The following is a 19639-nucleotide window of genomic DNA, read 5'->3' as shown; positions in this document are numbered from 1 at the left end:
GGCCTGCCAGTCTCCGTCCGACATTTCGCCAATTGGCGGAGCGATGTCGTGGCGGAATTCGCTGCCCTCCCGTTTGCCGTGCAGCGGCAGATCGTAATGAAGGTCCACGCGCTTGTTGGGTACCTGGACCGCGACCCGAAGGAAGCTGCAAACCTAGGGTCACCCTATACTGGCCCTTGCGAGCCGAATAGCGTCTATTTGAGAGGGGCCGGAGCAAAACTCATTCCCAAGATTTCGAGAGTTTGCATCGCCGATTGACCATCAAAAGCCGGAGGAAAAACCTTGTCAGAATATATGTTGCGGGTTCGAGCGGAACGAGAGAACGGACTCGCCCAATTCGCCTGGATAAATTTCCAGAAAGATGGCTCGATTTCGGTAGGCCTAAATGAACGTGTTTTCAGTCCTCCTGATTTGGACGAGCAATTTGGAGTCTGGAGCGCCTTCAATCGTCGGCAAATTGAGTATGTGGTTGGGCACGACCCCCGGGCCTTAAAGCCGATCAACGGGGCCCATCTAACTTTCCATCCCCCGGGCCACTTCCATTTAACGAAAGGAAAGGGCCAGAAGCCGTTCCAGGGTATCGCGCTCGTAGACTTGGCCGTTCGCCAAGATGGGCACATGCCTTGGGCCAGGATCGCGTCTAAGCCTGTTTCAAAATTACAGCCGGCGGCGAAGGGACGGCCGGGAATAGCGGCCGAGGAACTGATACTTCCCAAGCGAGCGGGCGAATATTCAATGGGGTTGAGCATTGACTTTCTGGATCCCAACCTAAGCTACAATCTCACTAGTCCTCAAAACCAGAAGCACGTCGCGTGGCATTCTCGGTTGATCCTGATCTCTGTCGAACATCTCGATCCTCAGAAAATCTCGACGATTGGCTGGATTCATCAGTATTAAGAAAGGATGGCCAGCCCACAGCCGAGCGCGTGTGCTCCTTTGCGTCAATTCAGGATGCCCGCTCGGCTCATGGCGATAAAACCAGTCACGGGGCCCCCACTCTTTTGGCTGGTGTGATGGCTGGCCGCTCCCGACCCATCACACCGACAAGCAACGCGGGACGCAGGGCTGGTAGCCGCCAGGCCCAGAAGCGGCTCGACTGCGGCTCGGTGACAACCACCGAAAAGTACTTCCGGCGGCGCAAAGGCGACAGGCGGCGCCCACGCGGTAAGTCGAATTGCGGAAATCCGCCGAGATTGCGGAAAAGAAAACGGGTCTCGGATTGCTCCGAGACCCGCATCTTTCTTGGTAGGCCCCCCGAGAGTCGAACTCGGCACCAACGGATTATGAGTCCGCTGCTCTAACCAGGCATGAGCTAGAGGCCCAGGAAACGATTACTGCCCTTCCAGGAAGCTCTTCAGCTTGTCGGCCCGGCTGGGGTGACGCAGTTTACGCAGCGCCTTCGCCTCTATTTGGCGGATGCGCTCGCGCGTGACGTCGAATTGCTTGCCCACTTCTTCCAGGGTCTGGTCGGTGCTCATTTCGATACCGAAACGCATGCGCAGGACCTTGGCTTCACGCGGGGTGAGAGAGTCTAGCACTTCCTTGACCACGTCGCGCATGGAACCGTGCAGCGCCGCGTCCGAAGGCGCCAGCGTGGAGGTGTCCTCGATGAAATCGCCCAGGTGCGAGTCGTCGTCGTCGCCGATGGGGGTTTCCATGGAGATCGGCTCCTTGGCGATCTTCAGGATCTTGCGGATCTTGTCCTCGGGCATGTCCATCTTCTGCGCCAGGGTCGCGGGATCCGGCTCGGCGCCGGTTTCCTGCAGGATCTGGCGGCTGATCCGGTTCATCTTGTTGATCGTTTCGATCATGTGGACCGGGATGCGGATGGTACGCGCCTGGTCGGCGATGGAACGCGTAATGGCCTGACGGATCCACCACGTTGCGTAGGTCGAGAACTTGTAGCCGCGACGGTATTCGAACTTGTCCACGGCCTTCATCAGGCCGATGTTGCCTTCCTGGATCAGGTCCAGGAACTGCAGGCCGCGGTTCGTGTACTTCTTGGCGATGGAGATCACCAGACGCAGGTTGGCCTCGGTCATTTCGCGCTTGGCCTTGCGGGCCTTGGCTTCGCCGGTGGCCATGCGCTTGTTGACGTCCTTCAGGTCCTTCAGCGGCAGCACGACGCGCGTTTGCAGGTCGATCAGCTTCTGCTGCAGTTCCTGCACGGCGGGGATCTGGCGCTCCAGCGTTTCGGCGTACGGGTGGCCGGCGGCCACTTCGTCCACGACCCACTGCAGGTTGGTTTCGTTGCCCGGGAAGACCTTGATGAAGTGCGTGCGCGGCATGCCGGCACGGTCCACACACGTATGCAGGACGGCGCGCTCAAGCTGGCGCACTTCCTCGACCTGCTGGCGCAGCGTGTCGGCCAGCTTCTCGACCATCTTGGCCGTGAAGCGGATGCCCATCAGTTCATTCTGGATGGATTCCTGGGCGCGCACGTAGATGTCCGACTTGTAGCCGTCCTTTTCGTAGGACTGGCGCATCTTGTCGAACTGCTTGCCGACCTCGTCGAACTTGGCCAGGGCCTTGACGCGCAGGTCTTCCAGCTGCTTGCTGGACATGCCGCCGGCGGGGCCGTCGTCGCTCTCGTCTTCGTCGGCGGTGACGCCGGCGCCGGCGTATTCCTCGCCGTCTTCCGGATCGACCAGGCCGTCAACCACTTCGTCGATCTGCGCCTGGCCTTCGCGCACGCGCAGGATGTGGGCGAGGATCTCGTTGATCGTGGTCGGGCAGGCCGAAATGGCCATGACCATGTGCTTCAGGCCGTCTTCGATGCGCTTGGCGATTTCGATTTCGCCTTCGCGCGTCAGTAGTTCCACCGAGCCCATTTCACGCATGTACATGCGGACCGGGTCCGTGGTGCGGCCGAAATCGGAGTCCACCGTGGTCAGCGCGGCTTCGGCTTCGTCTTCGACGTCGTCGTCGTTGGACGCAACCGGCGCGTTCTCGCTCATCAGCAGCGTTTCGGCGTCGGGGGCCTGGTCGTAGACCGCGATGCCCATGTCGCTGAAGGTGCTGATGATGCCGTCGATGGCTTCCGCGTCGACCAGGTCGTCGGGCAGATGGTCGTTGATTTCGCCGTACGTCAGGTAGCCGCGGTCCTTGCCCAGCTTGATCAGCTGCTTCAGGCGATTGCGGCGGGCTTCGTACTCTTCCGGGCTGACAGGGCCGCGGGCGATCAGATCCTTGGGATCGGCCTTGCCGCGCTTGCCGCCGCGCTTGGGCGGCTTCAGATCGGGCAGGACTTCGCCTTCGCCGTCCATCGGATCGTCGAAACCGTCGGAATCGTTGTTGGCATTCTTGGCGGGGCGGCCCGGGCGGCGGCCGCTCGGGGCCGGACGCGCGCTGCCCACCAGGTCGGCCAGCTTGTCTTCGGCCTTCTTGGCGCGAGCCTTCGTCACCTTTTCAGGCTTGTCGGCGCCGGCAGCAGTCTTGGCCGCCTTCTTGGCGGCCGTCTTGGCAGCGGGCTTGGCGACCTTCACCGCCGTCTTGGCGGGCGCTTTTTCCGCCGCCATGCTTACCGCACGCTTGGCCGTCTTGGCTTCGGTTTCGGTCGCATTCATTGCAGAGGAGGATTTGCCGGTGGATTTGGTCATAGTCGCTTCCGTGGTCGTCGCAACCCGATTGGGCATGTTGCACCGCATTTAGCCACCCTGGACGGCTGCCCAGCGCGGCGGTACTACGGGTAAATCTGGTGAAACCGGCCGAAATCACGCGGCTGCGTTGTTCGCAGCGCCGGCTCTTGCGAGCCCGCCTTGCGCCGTTCCGGTTCATGACCGTAGTGGCGCTCGGCGTGCGTGGCCTCATCCTGCGGGGGATCCCGGGCGTTGGGGGGGCTGCCTGCCTATAAATAGGCGTTGCTTGCTTATCGGGTCTTTGCCCAAAGCAGCTGAGTAGACACAGCACCCATACCACTAACGCTACACGGAGATAACCGCCGCCGAACTGCCTGAATTCACCGCTCAGCTATATTAAATTAACTATGTAACAAATTTGACGCGCGCATCCGTTTTTATTTCCGGAGGACATCCCGGGGCGCCGCGCCAAACCTCTACATCAATTAGATTCCGGCAGCCGGAATAGATTCCGCCAGCCGAAGCATTCGTACTGCCAACTCGTTTGCCTAACGCTCGCAGTGCCAGGATTACCACCAAATTCAGCACGAATCCAATGCCAATCAACCGTAAACACCACAATCCGCCGGCCTGCCGCCTTGGATCAGAAATCCGCGGTGGGAATGTCCGCACCGCGGAAAACCCTTGATTTTAGCGTATTTAGCGTAATCCAGCACCTTTGAGCACCGTGATGCGGCTGGAAAGCTCCAAATAGCGTTTGCGCGCCTCTTCGGTCGCCAGCCCGCTGGCGGCCAGCTTGGTCATTTCGGACCTGGCCGCATCGAATTCGATGCGGCGCAGCGCGTCGTCCCATTCGGTCTGCGGATCCGGCAGGTCTTCCTGGGACAGGATGTCGGCCCGCAGGCCCTTGAGCACCGTCGCCAGGTCCGAATCGGGATCCGCGGCCTCCAGCAAGGCGCCGACATGGCGGGCGCCGCTGGACTGCGCCAGCATGATCAAGTCCCTGACCAAACCTAGATGGGGGCCATGGTCGATGACTTCAAGCTGCTGGTCTCCCATGGAGTCCACCAGCTCGGGATGCGCCAGCAGCAGGCCCAGCAGGCGCTTGGCCAGCGAAGGCATGGTGCGGCGGCCTTCGAAACCGCCGACGTCGTCGTCGCGCCGGCCCTTCCAGCCGCCCTTTCCGCCTTTCCAGTCGCCCTTGCCCTTCCAGTCGCCTTTCCCTTTCCAGTCGCTCTTGCCTTTCCAGCCCTGGCGGCCGCCCTGGCCGGCGCCCGGAGCAGCGGACTCGCCATCCTGGGACGGAAAATGGCCGTAGTCCGCGTAATCGGACTCCTCGGCCGGAATGTCGTGGAACTCGTGCCCGCCGAAGTCATAGCCCATGTCCGGCGGCGCCCCGTCCTGGCCCGGCGCCTGGCCGGAAGCCACGCCCCCTTCGCCAGGACGCGGCGCCGGCGCGAAAGGCTTGGCCGGCTGCTGCGCCAGCACCTGCGCCATTTCCTCGGGCGTCAGCTGCACCAGCTTGGCCATTTCCCGCTCGATCTGCACGCGCAGCGCGCATTCGGGAATGGCGGCCAGCAAGGGCTTGGCTTCGTGCAGGCAGCTCGCCCGCCCTTCCGCCTCGTCCATGTTGTGCCGCGAGCCCAGCTCGTCGAGCAGGAAGCGCGACAGCGCCACCGCGTCGCCCAGGCAGGCGCGGAAAGCCTCCGCGCCCAGCTCGCGCACGTAGGAATCGGGATCGTGCTCCGACGGCAGGAACAGGAAGCGGATCGCGATGTCGTCGCGCAGCACCGGCAGGCACGCCTGCAGGGCCCGCCACGCGGCGCGGCGTCCGGCGCCGTCCCCGTCGAAGCTGAAGATCACCTTGTCGCTCGCGCGCAGCAGCTTCTTTACATGATCCGGCGTCGTGGCCGTGCCCAGTGTGGCCACCGCGTTCGCGATGCCTTGCTGCGCCAGCCCGACGACGTCCATGTAGCCTTCGACCACGATCACCTGCCCTTCCTGGCGGATGGACTGGCGCGCCTCCCACAGCCCGTAGAGCTCATGGCCCTTCGAGAACAGCGGGGTCTCCGGAGAATTCAGGTACTTGGGCTCGCCCTTGCCGATGATGCGGCCGCCGAAGCCGATCAGGCTGCCTCGCGCATTGCGGATCGGGAACATGATGCGTTCCCGGAACCGGTCGTAGCGCCGGCCGTCTTCGGATTCGATGACCAGGCCGGATTCCACCAGCACCGGATCTTCGTAGCTGGGAAAGACCTGCGACAGGCCGTGGCGGTCCGTGCCGGACCATCCCAGGCCGAAATGCGCCGCGATCTCGCCGGTCAGGCCGCGTTGCTTCAGGTAGCGGATCGCCGCGGGCGACGCCCTCAATTGCTTGAGGTAATGCGCCTGGGCAGCGTCCAGCACTTGCGTATGGCGGGATTCCTCGGCCTTGCGGCGCGCGGATTCCTGCTGTTGGCGAGGGCTGCGGTTTTCTTCGGGGACCGTCATTCCCACGGAGCCGGCGAGCGTGCGCACGGCTTCGGGGAAACTGGCGCCCGTGTGTTCCATCAGGAAAGTGATGGCACTGCCGTGCGCGCCGCAGCCGAAGCAGTGATAGAACTGCTTGGTGGGGCTGACAGTGAACGAGGGGCTTTTTTCGTTATGAAAAGGGCACAGGCCAAGCAAGTTGGCCCCGCCCTTTCGCAACTGCACATATCGCCCGACTATGTCGACGACGTCGACTCGGGCGAGCAAATCCTGGATGAATGATTCTGGAATCAATAGATTCGGGAATCAAAAATCAATACAGGCGCGGGGGCAGTTGTTGGCTACGGATGCGCTTGTAGTGGCGCTTCACAGCGGCGGCGTGCTTGCGCTTGCGCTCAGCCGTGGGCTTCTCATAGAACTCGCGCGAACGCAGCTCGGTGAGCAAACCGGTCTTTTCGATGGTGCGCTTGAAGCGGCGCAGAGCGGCTTCAAACGGTTCGTTTTCCTTCAGTCGAACGATAGGCATAAAGTGATTGGCCTGCTTGTAGGGTAACAAAAGTTGATGACAAACCTGGCTTGCTTACCAGCTACGCTGCGCGGATCCAGGAGCGCGAAAAGCCTTCGATGACATGAAAATCATACCAAGGCACCGCGTACAGGGAACCGGATTCCAGCTGGCCGTTTCCGTTACCCAAAGACTACCCAAAGAGTAACAAGCCAAGTTCGGTTTAGCGGTAACCAGCGATTCTAGCATGGCCGAGGTCATTTTGACTACTGGGGGGACAGTCTGGCGCACTGGGCCGCCAGGCGCCCCGCCCTGCCGGCCGGCGGCTTCAGCCCTGGGAACCCTTGCGGATCCAAGCTTCGAGCTGGTGCGGGCGCAGGCTGTCGTAATCTTCGAAAGGCTGGTGAATCCACGGGTTCGTGGGCAACTTGTCGACGTAATAGTCGGGCGTCGCCTGGGAATGCCCCTTCCACCACAGCACGGCGCTGCGCAGTTCGGTGATCTCGGTGAATTGGCTCTTCAGGTGATCGTAGACCTTGGAGAAGGTCTTGCCGGTATCGACCATGTCGTCCACCAGCAACACGCGCCCCGACAGGGTGCCGCGCGTAATGGTGATGAACTGGGCGATATCCATGTCGCCCTGCTTGGTGCCAGCCGCTTCGCGGTAGCTGCTGGTGGCCAGAATGCCCAGCGGGACGTCGAAAATACGGGACATAACGTCGCCAACGCGCATTCCGCCGCGCGCCAGGCAAAGAATCTTGTCGAACTTCCAACCCGATTGATGCACCTGCAAGGACAGGCGCTCGATCAGGCGGTTGTAGTCGTCCCACGTCACCCACAGATGGCTGTCATCATTGGTCGGCGTGCTCATAGGCAAGCATCTCCTGCTTAAAAATACGAAAAGGCCGCCGCCGGTGTGAGACCGGCGGCGGCCTTGCGAATAATAACCCGATGTCAGCCCTTCAGGGGATGACGCAGCACAATGGTTTCATTGCGGTCGGGGCCGGTCGACACGAGGTCGATGGGCACGCCGCACACTTCCGCCACGCGCTCCAGGTAGCGACGGGCCGCCTGGGGCAGCTTGTCGTACTCGGTGATGCCAACCGTGGATTCGCTCCAGCCCGGCAGCTCTTCGAGCACCGGTTGCGCCTGGGCGACCGCATGCGCGCCATAGGGCAGCACGTCGCGGAATTCGCCGTTGACGCGGTAGCCCACGCCCAGCTGGATGGTTTCCAGGCCGTCGAGCACGTCCAGCTTGGTGATGCACAGGCCGGAAATGCCGTTCAGGCGGACGGAGCGCTTCAGCGCGGCGCCATCGAACCAGCCGCAGCGACGCGGACGGCCCGTGACCGAACCGAATTCCTTGCCGATGGTGGCCAGGCGCGTGCCGATCTCGTCGACCAGTTCCGTGGGGAACGGACCCGAACCGACGCGGGTCGTGTAGGCCTTGGTGATGCCCAGGACGTAGTCCAGCTGCTGGGGGCCGACGCCGGCGCCGGCCGACGCCGCGCCCGCCACGCAGTTGCTGCTGGTGACGAACGGATAGGTGCCGTGGTCGACGTCCAGCAAGGCGCCCTGCGCGCCTTCGAACAGCAGGCGCTGGCCGGCTTGTTGCATGGCGAACAGGTTGCTCGACACGTCCTTGACCATCGGGGCGATGGCCGGAGCCAGCGCCATGGCCTGGTCGCGCACTTCATTGGCGGAAACCGCCTCGGCGCCCAGGTACTTGGTCAGCACGAAGTTGTGGTAATCCAGCACTTCGGCGAGCTTCTCGTCGAACAGCTGCGGATTGAACAGGTCCTGCACGCGCAGCGCGCGGCGGGCGACCTTGTCTTCGTAGGCGGGGCCGATGCCGCGACCGGTCGTGCCGATCTTGCCATCGCCCTTGCGCGCTTCGCGCGCCTTGTCGATGGCGACGTGGTACGGCAGGATCAGCGGGCAGATCTCGGAGATCTGCAGGCGCGAACGGACGTCCAGGCCGGCGGCCTCAAGCTCTTCGATTTCCTTGAGCAGGGCTTCCGGGGACAGCACGACGCCGTTGCCGATGAAGCAGGTGACGCCGGGATGCATGATGCCCGACGGGATCAGGCGAAGAATCGTCTTCTTGCCGTTGATCCACAGCGTATGGCCGGCATTGTGACCGCCTTGGAAGCGGACCACGCCCTGGACGGATTCCGCCAGCCAGTCGACGATCTTGCCCTTGCCCTCGTCACCCCATTGGGTGCCGATTACGACTACGTTCTTGCTCATGTTACGAATCAATATCGAGTTTCTCGGGAAATCCGGAAATCTCCCCGCGGCCCCCTCGTTTCCGAGAGGGAGTTAGTCACAGCGTTCTGACCGTCCAGGCGCCATCCTGCAGCGCCAGCTCGCGATCGCAAACGAATTCGTCCTGATCCTGCTCGTGCCCGGGCAATACCTGAACGACAATTTCACCCGACCGGCGCAGGCGGCGAACCGCCTCGGTCAGGGCGGGGGCCTGCCCCCAGGGCGCGCGAACCGCACGCGCCCGTTCCGCCGGCGCCAAACCCGCCGCCAGCTTGCGTAAATCCAGGCTGAAACCCGTGGCGGGACGCGCCCGGCCAAAAGCGCGGCTGACGTCGTCATAGCGTCCACCGCTGACCAGCGCGTCGCGCCAGCCTTCAGCATACAGCGCGAACTTCACGCCGGAATGGTATCCATAGCCCCCGACGTCGGCGAGGTCGACGCCGAACGCCACGTTGGGCATCGCGTCCACCACGACCTGCAGCGCATCCAGCGCGGCGACCACGCCGGGCAGCAGGGGCAATTCGCGGCGCGCTTCCTTCAGCACTTCCGGACCGCCGTACAGATTGGGCAGCAGCTTCAGGGCCTGCAGCGTCTCGGCGCGCATGCCCGGCGCGCGCGCCGACAGCTCGACCAGGCCGGGGACGTCCTTCTCGCGCATCAGGAGGATGACCTCCTGCGACAGCGCGCCCAGGGTGGCATCCGACTCCAGGATGGCGCGCAGCACGCCCGGATGGCACAGGTCCAGCCGGGGGTTGCGCACGCCGGCGATCGCCACGGTTTCCAGCACCAGTTGGATGATCTCCAGGTCGGCCTCGAAACCGGCATGGCCGTAGATTTCGGCGCCGATCTGCAGCAGCTCGCGGCTGGCCAGCAGGTCGGCCGGGCGGGCATGCAGCACGTTGCCGCAGTAACACAGGCGGGTAACGCCCGCGCGGTTCAGCAAGTGCGCGTCGATGCGCGTGACCTGAGGAGTCATGTCCGCGCGCACGCCCAGCGTGCGGCCGGACAGCTGGTCGATCAGCTTGCACGTACGCAGATCCAGATCGCTGCCCGTGCCGGACAGCAACGAATCGATGTATTCGACCAGGGGCGGCGCGACCAGCTCGAAACCGTACGTGCGGTACAGATCGAGAAGTTCGCGGCGCAGTTCCTCGATGCGCCGGGCCTCTGCCGGAAGTACGTCGGCGAGGCTCTCGGGCAGCAGCCAGTTACCCATGAATGTTTACCTGATGAACGCCAAGTGATGCGTGGGCGTCGCCCAAACGAAAAGCGGCTGAGGGGCGTAAGCCCGCTCAGCCGCTGCGGAATGTTTTCTAGCTTACGCGGTATTGTACATGGTTCAGCGGCCAGCGCCAGCCGGAATTGCCCGCCCGGCAAGCCGTCCCTCATTACGCCGGCACCTCGCCGTCGCCCGCCCGAAAACGGCAAGGCCCCTTGGAAATCCAAGGGGCCTTGCGTTGCGTTGCTACCGTCGCCGCCTTACTTGGCCGGCACGGTGACCGGCGCCAGGGCGTCGCCAGACGGGTCCTTCATGAACTGGAAGAAGCTGGAGCTGGGGTCGACCACCAGCACGTCGCCCGGCTTCGAGAACGAAGCGCGATAGGCTTCCAGGCTCTTGTAGTACGTGTAGAACTGCGGGTTCTTGCCGTAGGCCTGCGCGTAGATCGCCGCGGCGGAGGCATCGCCCTCGCCCATGACGCCCTGTGCCTTGGCATAGGCCTGGGCCACGATCACTTCCCGCTGGCGATCGGCTTCGGCGCGGATCTTCTCGCCTTCGGCGGCGCCGATGGAACGCAGCTCGTTGGCGACGCGCGTACGCTCCGCTTCCATGCGGCGGTACACCGATTCCGAAATCTCCGGCGCGAACTCGATGCGGCGCAGACGCACGTCGACGATCTGCACGCCCAGGGGCTCGGCGCGCTTGGCCACGTTGGTGAGGATCTCGGCCATGATCTTGTCGCGTTCGGTCGAGACCACGTCGCGCACCGTGCGCACGTTGACCGAAGCGTTGAGCGCGTCGCGGATCAGCGCCTGCAGGCGTTCCTGCGCGACGCGTTCGTTGCCGCCCGTGGACACGTAGTACTGGCGGGGATCCGCAATGCGCCACTTGACGTAGGAATCGATCAGCAGGTTCTTCTTTTCGGAAGTCTGGATGCGTTCGGCTTCGTTGGTTTCGATGGTCAGAATGCGCTTGTCGAGCGTCACGACATTCTGGAACGGCGGCGGGGCCTTGAAATACAGGCCGGGTTCGCTGATGGTCTTGCGCACTTCACCCAGCGAGAACACCAGGGCGTAGTCGCGCTCGCGCACGACGAAGACGCAGGAAGAAAGAGCGGCCAGCACGATGAGCAGGCCGACCAGGATGGGCATGAGACGTTGCATGATCAGGACTCCTCCGGGTTAGCGCGACGTACGGTCGCGGGGCAGCGTGTTGCTATTGCTGCTGCCGGAAGGCTGAGGCGCCGGCGCCGCGCCGCTGCGCGGCGGCTGGGCAGGCTGGCTGGACAAGCCCGACGATCCGATACTGCCGGCGCTGGACTTGCTGGCGTCCTGGGCGGCCAGATGCATGATCTTGTCCAAGGGCAGGTACAACATATTGTTGTTGCTCTTGGTGTCGACCATGACCTTGCTGGCGCGCGTGAAGATCTCCTGCATGCTCTCCAGGTACATGCGCTGGCGCATGACCGCGGGCGCCTTCTCGTACTCGCCGAGAATGCTGGTGAAGCGCGAGGTATTACCCTGGGCGTCGCCGACGACCTTGGCCTTGTAGCCCTCCGCCTGTTCGATCATGCGGGAAGCCTGGCCGCTGGCCAGCGGCACGACCTGGTTGGCGTAGGCCTGGCCTTCGTTGATCTGGCGTTCGCGGTCCTGGCCGGCCTTGACGGCGTCGTCGAACGCGGCCTGCACCTGTTCCGGCGGCTGCACGTTCTGGATGGCGACGGTGCTGACCTGCACGCCGGTCTGGTAGCGGTCCAGGATCTGCTGCATCAGGGTCTGCACTTGCGTGGCGACCGCGGTACGGCCTTCGTACAGCACGAAGTCCATCGACTGCTTGCCCACGACTTCGCGCATGGCCGTCTCCGATGCCTGGCGGACGGATTCATCGGGATCGCGCGTCATGAAGAGGTAATCGGGCGCGCCATCGGCGCGCAGCCGGTACTGGACGACGAACTGCATATCGACGATGTTCTCGTCCGTCGTGAGCATCAGCGCTTCAGGCAGGACCTTGTTGCGCGCGCCGCCACGGAAGCCGACCTCGAACGTGCGCAGTTGCGACACGTTGACCATCTCGTGGCTCTGGATGGGATAAGGCAGGCGCCATTGGAAACCGGCCTGGGACGTGCTCTTGTACTTGCCGAACTGGGTCACGACCGCGACCTGGCCTTCCTGCACGATGTAGAAACCGCTGGCCAGCCAGATGCCGGCCGCGACCAGGGCGACGACGCCCAGGCCGATACGCGTTCCGCGCGGAGAAGGCGGCGTCATGCCGCCGCGGTTGCCGGGGCGGTTATTCCCGCCCCCGCCCTTGCGACCGAACAGGGATCCGATGCGATTGTTGAAATCGCGCCAGACCTCGTCCAGGTCGGGTGGGCCGTCTCCGTTGCCTTGAGGCCGCTTCGGCGGCGGCTCGGAGCCGTTGTTGTTCCCACGACCCCAGCCGGGGTCATTCAGATTGAAGAGTTTGATAATTCGCGGCATTGTTTCCCACAATCTGTCCGGTCTCCGCAATTGCCCCGCGCAACGCGTCCAAGCCGGCGCGCTCGGTGGCGCTTACAAATACTCGCGCAATCGTACCATGTGCATCGCGCTCCACCCTGGGTTCCAATCCCGCCCGGTCTATCTTGTTGTATACAAGAATGGTTGGAACCGAGGCGGCGCCGATTTCCGCCAGCACTTTGTTGACCTCGAAAATCTGCTCATCCCGCTGGGGACTGGCGGCATCGACCACGTGCAGCAGCAAATCCGCATGCACGGTTTCTTCCAGGGTGGCGCGAAACGCCGCGATCAGGCCGTGGGGCAAGTCGCGGATAAAGCCCACCGTATCCGATATCACCACCGACCCGGCGCCTTCGATCCAGATGCGACGCGTCGTCGTGTCCAGGGTGGCGAAAAGCTGGTCCGCGGCATAGGCGTCGGCGCGCGTCAGCGCGTTGAACAAGGTGGATTTGCCCGCGTTGGTGTAGCCCACCAGCGATACGGAAAGCGCGCCGCCCCGGGCGCGCGCCCGGCGCTGGGTTACCCGCTGGCGCTCGACCTTGTCCAGCCGCTCGCGCAACACCTTGACCTTGGCGCCGATCATGCGACGGTCCATTTCGAGCTGGGATTCGCCCGGCCCCCGCATGCCGATGCCCCCGCGTTGACGCTCCAAGTGGGACCACAGGCGGGTCAGGCGCGTGGCCAGATGCTGCAGCTGGGCCAGTTCGACCTGCAGCTTGCCCTCGTGGCTCTTGGCACGCAAGGCGAAGATGTCCAGGATGAGCGCGACGCGGTCCACCACGCGCAGGTTGAACGCGCGTTCCAGGTTGCGTTGCTGGGCGGGCGACAGGGGCTGATCGAACAGAACGATATCGGCGAGCAGCGCCTGGGCCATGGCCACGCCCTCATCGGCCTTGCCCGAGCCGATGAAGAACTTGGCGTCGGGACGGTCGCGGCGCGCGGTCAGCGTGCCCACGATTTCGGCGCCGGCGCCCTTGGCCAGCATCGCGAACTCTTCCGCATGGGCCGCGAAGTCCGGATCACCCAGATCCACGCTGATGATCAAAGCGCGCATACATGCACCATATTGGAGCCAAAGCGAAAATGCCCGCCGACGTCAGCCGTCCGGCGGGCAATAAAAGGTAAAGCTGGAGCGAGATTACTCAGCAGGGACTTCCACCTGAAAATTCACGGCGCGCGCGGGGACGACGGTGGAAATGGCGTGCTTGTAGACCATTTGCGTGACCGTATTGCGCAGCAGCACCACGTACTGGTCGAAGGATTCGATTTGCCCTTGAAGCTTGATGCCGTTCACCAGGTAGATCGACACGGGGACATGGTCCTTGCGCAGCGTGTTCAGGAACGGATCTTGCAGAGTTTGCCCTTTATTGCTCATTGGCCAGGCTCCATTTGTTTGTTATTGAATGGTGGCGTACTTGTGTACTGGTGGGGTACGCCGAAACATGTACTCTACAGGGTTTTCCCGGCCCGTGCTACTTGGCCGGGATGCAAAAAGTGACACCAGAGTTTTCCGGCTGGAACGCCCCGGCCTTCACGCCCTCAGGACCTCCGCGAGCGCCGCCAGCAGCAATTCGGACTGCGCGTCGGTGCCCACGGTAATGCGCAGAAACTGGTCGATGCGCGCATGACGGAAATGGCGCACGATGATGCTGCGCTCGCGCAAGGCGGCGGCGAGGTCCGCGGCGTCCCTGGCCGGGTGCCGCGCGAACACGAAATTCGCGGAAGAAGGCAGCACCTCGAAGCCCAGCGCCTGCAGCCCCGCCGTCATCCGCGACCGGGTTTCGATCACGGCCAGGCGAGTCTTCTCAAAGTACTCCGTATCTTCCAGGGCCGCTACCGCGCCCGCCGACGCGAGGCGATCGATGGGGTAGGAGTTGAAACTGTTCTTTACGCGCTCCAGCCCTTCGATGAGCGCCGCGCTGCCGACGGCGAAGCCTACCCGCAGCCCCGCCAGCGAGCGCGACTTGGATAGCGTCTGCACGACCAGCAGGTTGTCGTAGCGGGAGACCAAAGGGATGACGGACTCTCCGCCAAAATCCACGTAGGCCTCATCCACAACGACGACGGCGTCGGGATTGCCGGCCACGATGCGCTCGACCTCGGCGGCATCCAGCGCGCGGCCCGTGGGCGCGTTGGGATTCGGGAAGATGATGGCGCCCGCCGGCCCGGCGCGGCCGGGCAGGTAGTCTTCGACGTCGATGCGGAAATCGGCCGTCAGCGGCACCGTTTCGTACTGGATCCCATACAGGCCGCAATAGACCGGATAGAAGCTGTAGGTGATGTCCGGGAAGCGCAGCGGACGCTCATGCTTGAGCAGCGCCAGGAACACGTGCGCCAGCACTTCGTCGGAGCCGTTGCCCACGAACACCTGGCCCGGCTGCGCGCCCACGGTGTCGGCGATGGCCTGCCGCAGCCGGTCGGAGGACGGGTCCGGGTACAGCTTGAGCGCGTCGTCGCAGGCCGCGCGGATCGCGTCGAGCACCTTGGGCGACGGCCCGTAGGGGTGCTCGTTGGTGTTCAGCTTGACCAGGTTCTGAAGCTTGGGCTGCTCGCCCGGGACATACGGACTGAGCGTCCCGACCACGGGACTCCAGAAGCGGCTCATGGATCAGCTTTCCTGCGCGTAAGGGTTGTGCGACGACTTGAATTCGATGCGCAAAGGCGTGCCGGCCAGGTCGAACGCATTGCGGAAACGCGTTTCCAGGTAACGGCGGTAAGAGTCCGGAATGGCATCCAGCGCATTGCCGTGGATGACGACCAGCGGGGGATTCTGCCCGCCCTGGTGCGCATAGCGCATCTTCGGACGGAAAATGCCCTTGCGAGGCGGCGGCTGCTGCTCGACGGCGGCCTGCAGCTCGCGCGTGAGCTTGGGCGTGGACAGCTTGGCGAACGCGGCGGCATGCGCGGCATTGATGGACTTCAGCAGCGGCTTCACGCCCTGCCCGCGCAACGCCGAAATGGTGTGCATGCGGGCGAACGACAGGAAGCGCAACTTGCGCTGGAACTCGCGCTCGATGCGTTCCTTGGCTTCGCCGTCCAGGCCGTCCCACTTGTTGATGGCCACGACCACGGCGCGCCCGGTTTCCAGCACGAAGCCGGCGATGTGCGCGTCCTGTTCGGAGATCTCGGTCTGGGCGTCCAGCATCAGCAGCACGACGTTGCTGGCCTCGATGGCCTGCAGCGTCTTGATGACGGAGAACTTCTCGACCGCTTCGAACACCTTGCCGCGCTTGCGCAGACCCGCGGTGTCGATCAGCGTATAGCGGCGGCCGTCGCGCTCGAAATCGATCTCGATGGCGTCGCGGGTCGTGCCGGGCATGTCGAACGCGATCACGCGCTCTTCGCCCATCAGGGTGTTGATGAGCGTGGACTTGCCCACGTTGGGGCGGCCGACGATCGCCAGCTTGATGCGGTGATCGTGCTCGCCTTCCTCTTCCGCTTCTTCTTCGGCGGGCGGCTCGACCAGGTCCTGGAGGGCCATTTCGATCAGGTCGACGATGCCGTCGCCGTGCGCCGCCGAGATGGGATAGGGTTGCCCCAGGCCCAGCTCGTGGAATTCGGAGATCGCGGCGCCGGCGGTGGCGCCCATGCCTTCCGCCTTGTTCACCGCCAGCAGCACGCGCTGCTGGCCGGATTTGCGCAGCAGCTTGGCGATTTCGTGGTCATGGGCGTTGATGCCTGCCCGGGCGTCCACCAGGAACACCACCACGTCGGCCTCGGCGATGGCCTGCCGGGTCTGGCGCGCCATTTCCAGCAGGATGCCGTCCTTGGCGACGGGCTCGAAACCACCGGTATCGATGACGATGAAGGGGGTCTCGCCCACCCTGCCCTCGCCATAGTGGCGATCGCGGGTCAGGCCGGAATAATCGGCCACCAGCGCGGCGCGCGATCGCGTCAGGCGGTTGAAAAGGGTCGATTTCCCCACATTGGGGCGACCGACCAGGGCGACGACAGGCTTGAAAGACACGGTGTAAGGCTTTTCTATAGGATTAGTTGGCGCCGAGCAGGACGAGGTTGCCATTGCCCGTCTGGACCAGCACGCCTTGGGAGGTGGTTTGCGGCGGCGAAACGACCGCGCCGCCCCCCACGGACAGGCGGGCCATCAGGCTGCCGTCGCTGCGCGACAGGAAATGCACGTAACCGTCCAGGTCGCCGACGGCGAGCGCGCCGCCCAGCAGCGCCGGCGCGGTCAGCTGGCGGTTCTTCAGGGCGGCCTGCTTCCAGACATTACCGCCATTATCCAGGGCGAAGGCGTTGACCACGCCGTTCTGGTCCGGGGAGTAGGCGAAGCGGTCGTCGAGGGTCAGGCCGCTCACGCTGGAGAAGTCCTTGGCCCACAGGGCGCGGCCGCCGGCGGTGACGTCGAAGCAGACGATGCGGCCCTGGTAGGCCACGCCGCACAACAGGTTGCCGGCGATGCGGGGCGCGCCGACCACGTCGGTCAGGCGTTCCAGGTCGCTGGCGCCGCGCGGCGTGGCCACGGTGCCTTCCCACTGCACGTTGCCGCTGTTGGAGGCGATGGCCATCAGCTTGCCGCCCGGCAGGCCGGTGATGACCAGACCTTCGGCCAGGACCATCTGCGACACGCTGCGCAAGGCCAGCGCGGGGCCGGGACGCTGCACGTTCCAGACCCGCTCGCCGTTGTTGGCGTCGAACGCCTGGATGCGGTAGTCGCCGCTGCGGACCACGACGATGCCGTAGCCCACGACGGGCGGAATCGATACGTCGCTGGTGGCGCGGACCTTCCACTTCACCTTGCCGGTGTCGTCGAAGGCGATCACGTCGCCGTCGGGCGAGGCCACGGCGGTGGTGGTGCCGTCGCTGCCGACGCCGGCCGACAGCTTGCCGTCAGTCTTGGCCTTCCAGATGGGACGGCCGCTTTGCAGGTCGAACTTGCCGACCGAGCCGTCGGGCGTGGCGGCGTAGACGGCATCGCCCAGGACCGTGGGCGCGAAGCCCAGGCCGGATCCGCTGCCGACCGAGGCGGACCAGACTTGCCGCACGGACATGCCGGCCTTGTATTCGGTTAGGGGCGCCGGATCGTAGCGGCCGTCGTCATGGGAAAACATGCCGCATCCGCCCAGGGCAAGCAGGCTCGCCAGGACCAGGGCGCCGCGCCACGTACGGCCAGGTGCAAATTTACGCATTACAGTCACGCTCCGCTCAGGGCATCCAGTTTCAGTTGCACAACCTGGGTCAAGGGATTCGTCGTGCCCAGGCCATCGATGGCGCTTTGCCAGGCCGTCCGGGCCTCGTCGCGCTTGCCCTGCGCAGCGAGGATATCGCCGCGACGGTCCGCGTACAAGGCGGCGAAGGCCGGCGGCGGGTTGTTGAGTTGCGCCAGCGCGGCATCGTACTGCTTCTGGTCGAGCAGCATGCCGGCCAGGCGCAGGCGGGCCACGGCCTGCATGGCGGGATTCTTGCCCTGGGCGGCCAGCCATTCCAGCTGTTCGCGGGCGCCGGCTTCGTCCTTCTGGGCTTGCAGCGCCTGGGCCGCCACCAGCGCGCCGCGCGTGGCGTAGCCCGTGGCGGGATATTCCTCGCGCAGCGTCGCGGCCGCGGTCTTGATGCGCACCGCCGAATCGGCGCCGCCCAGGCGGGCCGCGTCTTCCAGCGCTTCGAAGTAGCCCATCGCCTGGTTGGCGCGGTGCGCCTGGTAGGCCTTCCAGCCCCACCAGCCGCCCCAGGCCAGCGCGACCGCCGCCACCAGCGTGACCACCAGCGTGCCGTAACGCGCCCACCAAGCCTTGATCGCGTCGAGTTTTTCCTGTTCTTCCAGATCGTATGCCATGCATTAACCCTTGATGTTCAATACGTCGGCCAATCCCGCCAACGGGACTTGCTGCTGCGCGGTTTCGCCCTGCTCTTCGGAGCGCAGGTACTTGACGCTCGCGGCCTGTGCAGCCACTTCATCGGCGCCAAGGATAACCGCAACCCGGGCGCCGCTGGCATCGGCGCGCTTGAATTGGGACTTGAAGCTTGCGGAACCCGCATGCACGATGACAGACAGGCCGGCATCGCGCAGGTCTTCCCCGACCCGGGCGGCCAGGCGCTGCGCCTCTTCGCCCTGGTGCACGACGTAGACGTCGCACTCGGCCGGCTGCTCGACCTGCACGCTCTGCTCCCAGAGGTCGAGCAGGCGTTCCATGCCGATCGCGAAGCCCACGGCGGGCGCGGGCTTGCCGCCCAGCAGCTCGACCAGGCCGTCATAGCGGCCGCCGCCGCATACGGTGCCCTGGGAACCGAGGCGATCGGTGACCCACTCGAACACGGTCAGATTGTAGTAATCCAGCCCGCGCACCAGGCGCGGGTTCAGGCGATATTCGATGCCGGCGTCCGTCAGGCGCTGGCACACGCCGTCGAAGTGCGCGCGGGACGCTTCGCCCAGGAAGTCGAACAGGCGCGGAGCGCTGTCGGCCATTTCCTGCATGGCGGGATTCTTCGTGTCCAGCACGCGCAGCGGGTTGCTGTACAGGCGGCGCTGGCCGTCTTCGTCCAGGATGTCGCGGTGCTTTTCCAGGTGCTCGATCAGCGCGGCGCGGTGAGCGGCGCGTTCGGCCGGCTGGCCCAGCGAGTTCAGTTCGAGGCGCACGTCGGTCAGGCCCAGCAGCTTCCACAGGCGGGCCAGCATGACGATGAGTTCGGCGTCCACGTCCGGGCCGGCGAAGCCCAGGGCCTCGACGTCGATCTGGTGGAACTGGCGGTAGCGGCCGCGCTGCGGGCGCTCGTGGCGGAATACCGGGCCGATGGAGTAGACGCGCTGCGGGCGGTCGTAGAGCATGTTGTGCTCGATCGACGCGCGCACGATGCCGGCCGTCATTTCCGGCCGCATGGTCAACGATTCGCCATTGAGCGCATCGGTGAAGGTGTACATCTCTTTTTCGACGATGTCGGTCACTTCGCCGATACCGCGCGCGAACAGGCGCGTATGCTCAAGCACCGGCGTGCGCACATTGCGATAGCCGTAGCCGCGCAGCCAGCCGCGCACGATTTCCTCGAATTGTTCCCAGCGGGCGCTTGCCCCCGGCAACAGGTCATTCATGCCGCGTATGGCGGCGACTTTCTGGAAAGCTTGAGTCATCTTGATCATGCCGCGTCGCGC

Annotated in this window: 16 protein-coding genes and 1 tRNA gene; 1 reads left to right on the top strand and 16 read right to left on the bottom strand. The window is 64.4% G+C overall.

The features are described 5' to 3' along the window. The first annotated feature begins 282 nt into the window (after nucleotides 1–282). Nucleotides 283–897: a hypothetical protein gene (locus tag ADE01S_RS31565; protein WP_131828728.1), complete on the top strand. Its 615-nt coding sequence runs from the start codon at nucleotides 283–285 to the stop codon at nucleotides 895–897. A gap of 346 nt (nucleotides 898–1243) precedes the next feature. On the opposite strand, the gene ADE01S_RS12490 is transcribed toward ADE01S_RS31565, so the two are convergent. The 16 genes from ADE01S_RS12490 to hisS form a co-directional block, all read right to left on the bottom strand. Next, a tRNA-Ile gene (locus ADE01S_RS12490) sits at nucleotides 1244–1322 on the bottom strand. Between the two features lie 9 nt (nucleotides 1323–1331). After that, nucleotides 1332–3599, bottom strand: coding sequence for an RNA polymerase sigma factor RpoD (gene rpoD / locus ADE01S_RS12485; protein WP_062682012.1), 2268 nt, complete (start codon nucleotides 3597–3599; stop codon nucleotides 1332–1334). A 678-nt stretch (nucleotides 3600–4277) separates the two neighbouring features. Further along, entirely contained in the window at nucleotides 4278–6341 is a 2064-nt protein-coding gene (gene dnaG / locus ADE01S_RS12480; RefSeq protein WP_062682011.1) for a DNA primase, read from the bottom strand. A 19-nt stretch (nucleotides 6342–6360) separates the two neighbouring features. After that, the gene (gene rpsU / locus ADE01S_RS12475) at nucleotides 6361–6573 is read right to left on the bottom strand and encodes a 30S ribosomal protein S21 (protein WP_006218592.1); all 213 of its coding nucleotides are present in this window, start codon (nucleotides 6571–6573) and stop codon (nucleotides 6361–6363) included. 307 nt (nucleotides 6574–6880) lie between these two features. Next, nucleotides 6881–7423: a phosphoribosyltransferase gene (locus tag ADE01S_RS12470; protein WP_062682010.1), complete on the bottom strand. Its 543-nt coding sequence runs from the start codon at nucleotides 7421–7423 to the stop codon at nucleotides 6881–6883. Nucleotides 7424–7506: 83 nt separating this feature from the next. Then, on the bottom strand, nucleotides 7507–8802 hold the full coding sequence (locus ADE01S_RS12465) for an adenylosuccinate synthase (RefSeq protein ID WP_062682009.1): 1296 nt from the start codon (nucleotides 8800–8802) through the stop codon (nucleotides 7507–7509). A gap of 76 nt (nucleotides 8803–8878) precedes the next feature. Next, a complete protein-coding gene (locus tag ADE01S_RS12460) occupies nucleotides 8879–10036 on the bottom strand; it encodes an ATP phosphoribosyltransferase regulatory subunit (RefSeq protein ID WP_062682008.1) in 1158 nt (385 codons plus the stop codon). 263 nt (nucleotides 10037–10299) lie between these two features. Next, a complete protein-coding gene (hflC, locus tag ADE01S_RS12455) occupies nucleotides 10300–11202 on the bottom strand; it encodes a protease modulator HflC (protein WP_062682007.1) in 903 nt (300 codons plus the stop codon). Nucleotides 11203–11220: 18 nt separating this feature from the next. Continuing rightward, complete coding sequence (gene hflK, locus ADE01S_RS12450; protein ID WP_062682006.1) at nucleotides 11221–12519, bottom strand: FtsH protease activity modulator HflK; 1299 nt, start codon at nucleotides 12517–12519, stop codon at nucleotides 11221–11223. After that, on the bottom strand, nucleotides 12485–13591 hold the full coding sequence (gene hflX, locus ADE01S_RS12445; RefSeq protein ID WP_043541532.1) for a GTPase HflX: 1107 nt from the start codon (nucleotides 13589–13591) through the stop codon (nucleotides 12485–12487). Before hflX ends, hflK begins: the two co-directional genes overlap by 35 nt. Nucleotides 13592–13675: 84 nt before the next feature. Next, the gene (gene hfq / locus ADE01S_RS12440; protein WP_006218585.1) at nucleotides 13676–13912 is read right to left on the bottom strand and encodes an RNA chaperone Hfq; all 237 of its coding nucleotides are present in this window, start codon (nucleotides 13910–13912) and stop codon (nucleotides 13676–13678) included. A 156-nt stretch (nucleotides 13913–14068) separates the two neighbouring features. Next, complete coding sequence (gene hisC, locus ADE01S_RS12435; protein ID WP_062682005.1) at nucleotides 14069–15142, bottom strand: histidinol-phosphate transaminase; 1074 nt, start codon at nucleotides 15140–15142, stop codon at nucleotides 14069–14071. A 3-nt stretch (nucleotides 15143–15145) separates the two neighbouring features. After that, complete coding sequence (der, locus tag ADE01S_RS12430; protein ID WP_062682004.1) at nucleotides 15146–16504, bottom strand: ribosome biogenesis GTPase Der; 1359 nt, start codon at nucleotides 16502–16504, stop codon at nucleotides 15146–15148. A gap of 22 nt (nucleotides 16505–16526) precedes the next feature. Beyond that, nucleotides 16527–17684, bottom strand: a complete 1158-nt coding sequence (gene bamB / locus ADE01S_RS12425; protein WP_062682003.1) for an outer membrane protein assembly factor BamB — start codon at nucleotides 17682–17684, stop codon at nucleotides 16527–16529. Between the two features lie 5 nt (nucleotides 17685–17689). Beyond that, a complete protein-coding gene (locus ADE01S_RS12420; RefSeq protein WP_062682002.1) occupies nucleotides 17690–18328 on the bottom strand; it encodes a YfgM family protein in 639 nt (212 codons plus the stop codon). A 3-nt stretch (nucleotides 18329–18331) separates the two neighbouring features. Next, nucleotides 18332–19618, bottom strand: coding sequence for a histidine--tRNA ligase (hisS, locus tag ADE01S_RS12415; protein WP_087881390.1), 1287 nt, complete (start codon nucleotides 19616–19618; stop codon nucleotides 18332–18334). Between the last annotated feature and the right edge of the window lie 21 nt (nucleotides 19619–19639).

This window comes from Achromobacter denitrificans NBRC 15125 (genome assembly GCF_001571365.1).
Lineage (GTDB): Bacteria > Pseudomonadota > Gammaproteobacteria > Burkholderiales > Burkholderiaceae_B > Achromobacter > Achromobacter denitrificans.
Note: the sequence above shows the minus strand (reverse complement) of the source record. Positions and strands in the feature narration are given on the sequence as shown.

Bases quoted from the DNA above. Each gene is read 5' to 3' on its own strand.
- hisS (WP_087881390.1), bottom strand. From the start codon at position 19,618: ATGACTCAAGCTTTCCAGAAAGTCGCCGCCATACGCGGCATGAATGAC.
- bamB (WP_062682003.1), bottom strand. From the start codon at position 17,684: ATGCGTAAATTTGCACCTGGCCGTACGTGGCGCGGCGCCCTGGTCCTG.
- rpsU (WP_006218592.1), bottom strand. From the start codon at position 6,573: ATGCCTATCGTTCGACTGAAGGAAAACGAACCGTTTGAAGCCGCTCTG.
- ADE01S_RS12465 (WP_062682009.1), bottom strand. From the start codon at position 8,802: ATGAGCAAGAACGTAGTCGTAATCGGCACCCAATGGGGTGACGAGGGC.
- rpoD (WP_062682012.1), bottom strand. From the start codon at position 3,599: ATGACCAAATCCACCGGCAAATCCTCCTCTGCAATGAATGCGACCGAA.
- hflK (WP_062682006.1), bottom strand. From the start codon at position 12,519: ATGCCGCGAATTATCAAACTCTTCAATCTGAATGACCCCGGCTGGGGT.
- hflX (WP_043541532.1), bottom strand. From the start codon at position 13,591: ATGCGCGCTTTGATCATCAGCGTGGATCTGGGTGATCCGGACTTCGCG.
- ADE01S_RS12420 (WP_062682002.1), bottom strand. From the start codon at position 18,328: ATGGCATACGATCTGGAAGAACAGGAAAAACTCGACGCGATCAAGGCT.
- hisC (WP_062682005.1), bottom strand. From the start codon at position 15,142: ATGAGCCGCTTCTGGAGTCCCGTGGTCGGGACGCTCAGTCCGTATGTC.
- ADE01S_RS12470 (WP_062682010.1), bottom strand. From the start codon at position 7,423: ATGAGCACGCCGACCAATGATGACAGCCATCTGTGGGTGACGTGGGAC.
- hfq (WP_006218585.1), bottom strand. From the start codon at position 13,912: ATGAGCAATAAAGGGCAAACTCTGCAAGATCCGTTCCTGAACACGCTG.
- hflC (WP_062682007.1), bottom strand. From the start codon at position 11,202: ATGCAACGTCTCATGCCCATCCTGGTCGGCCTGCTCATCGTGCTGGCC.
- ADE01S_RS12460 (WP_062682008.1), bottom strand. From the start codon at position 10,036: ATGGGTAACTGGCTGCTGCCCGAGAGCCTCGCCGACGTACTTCCGGCA.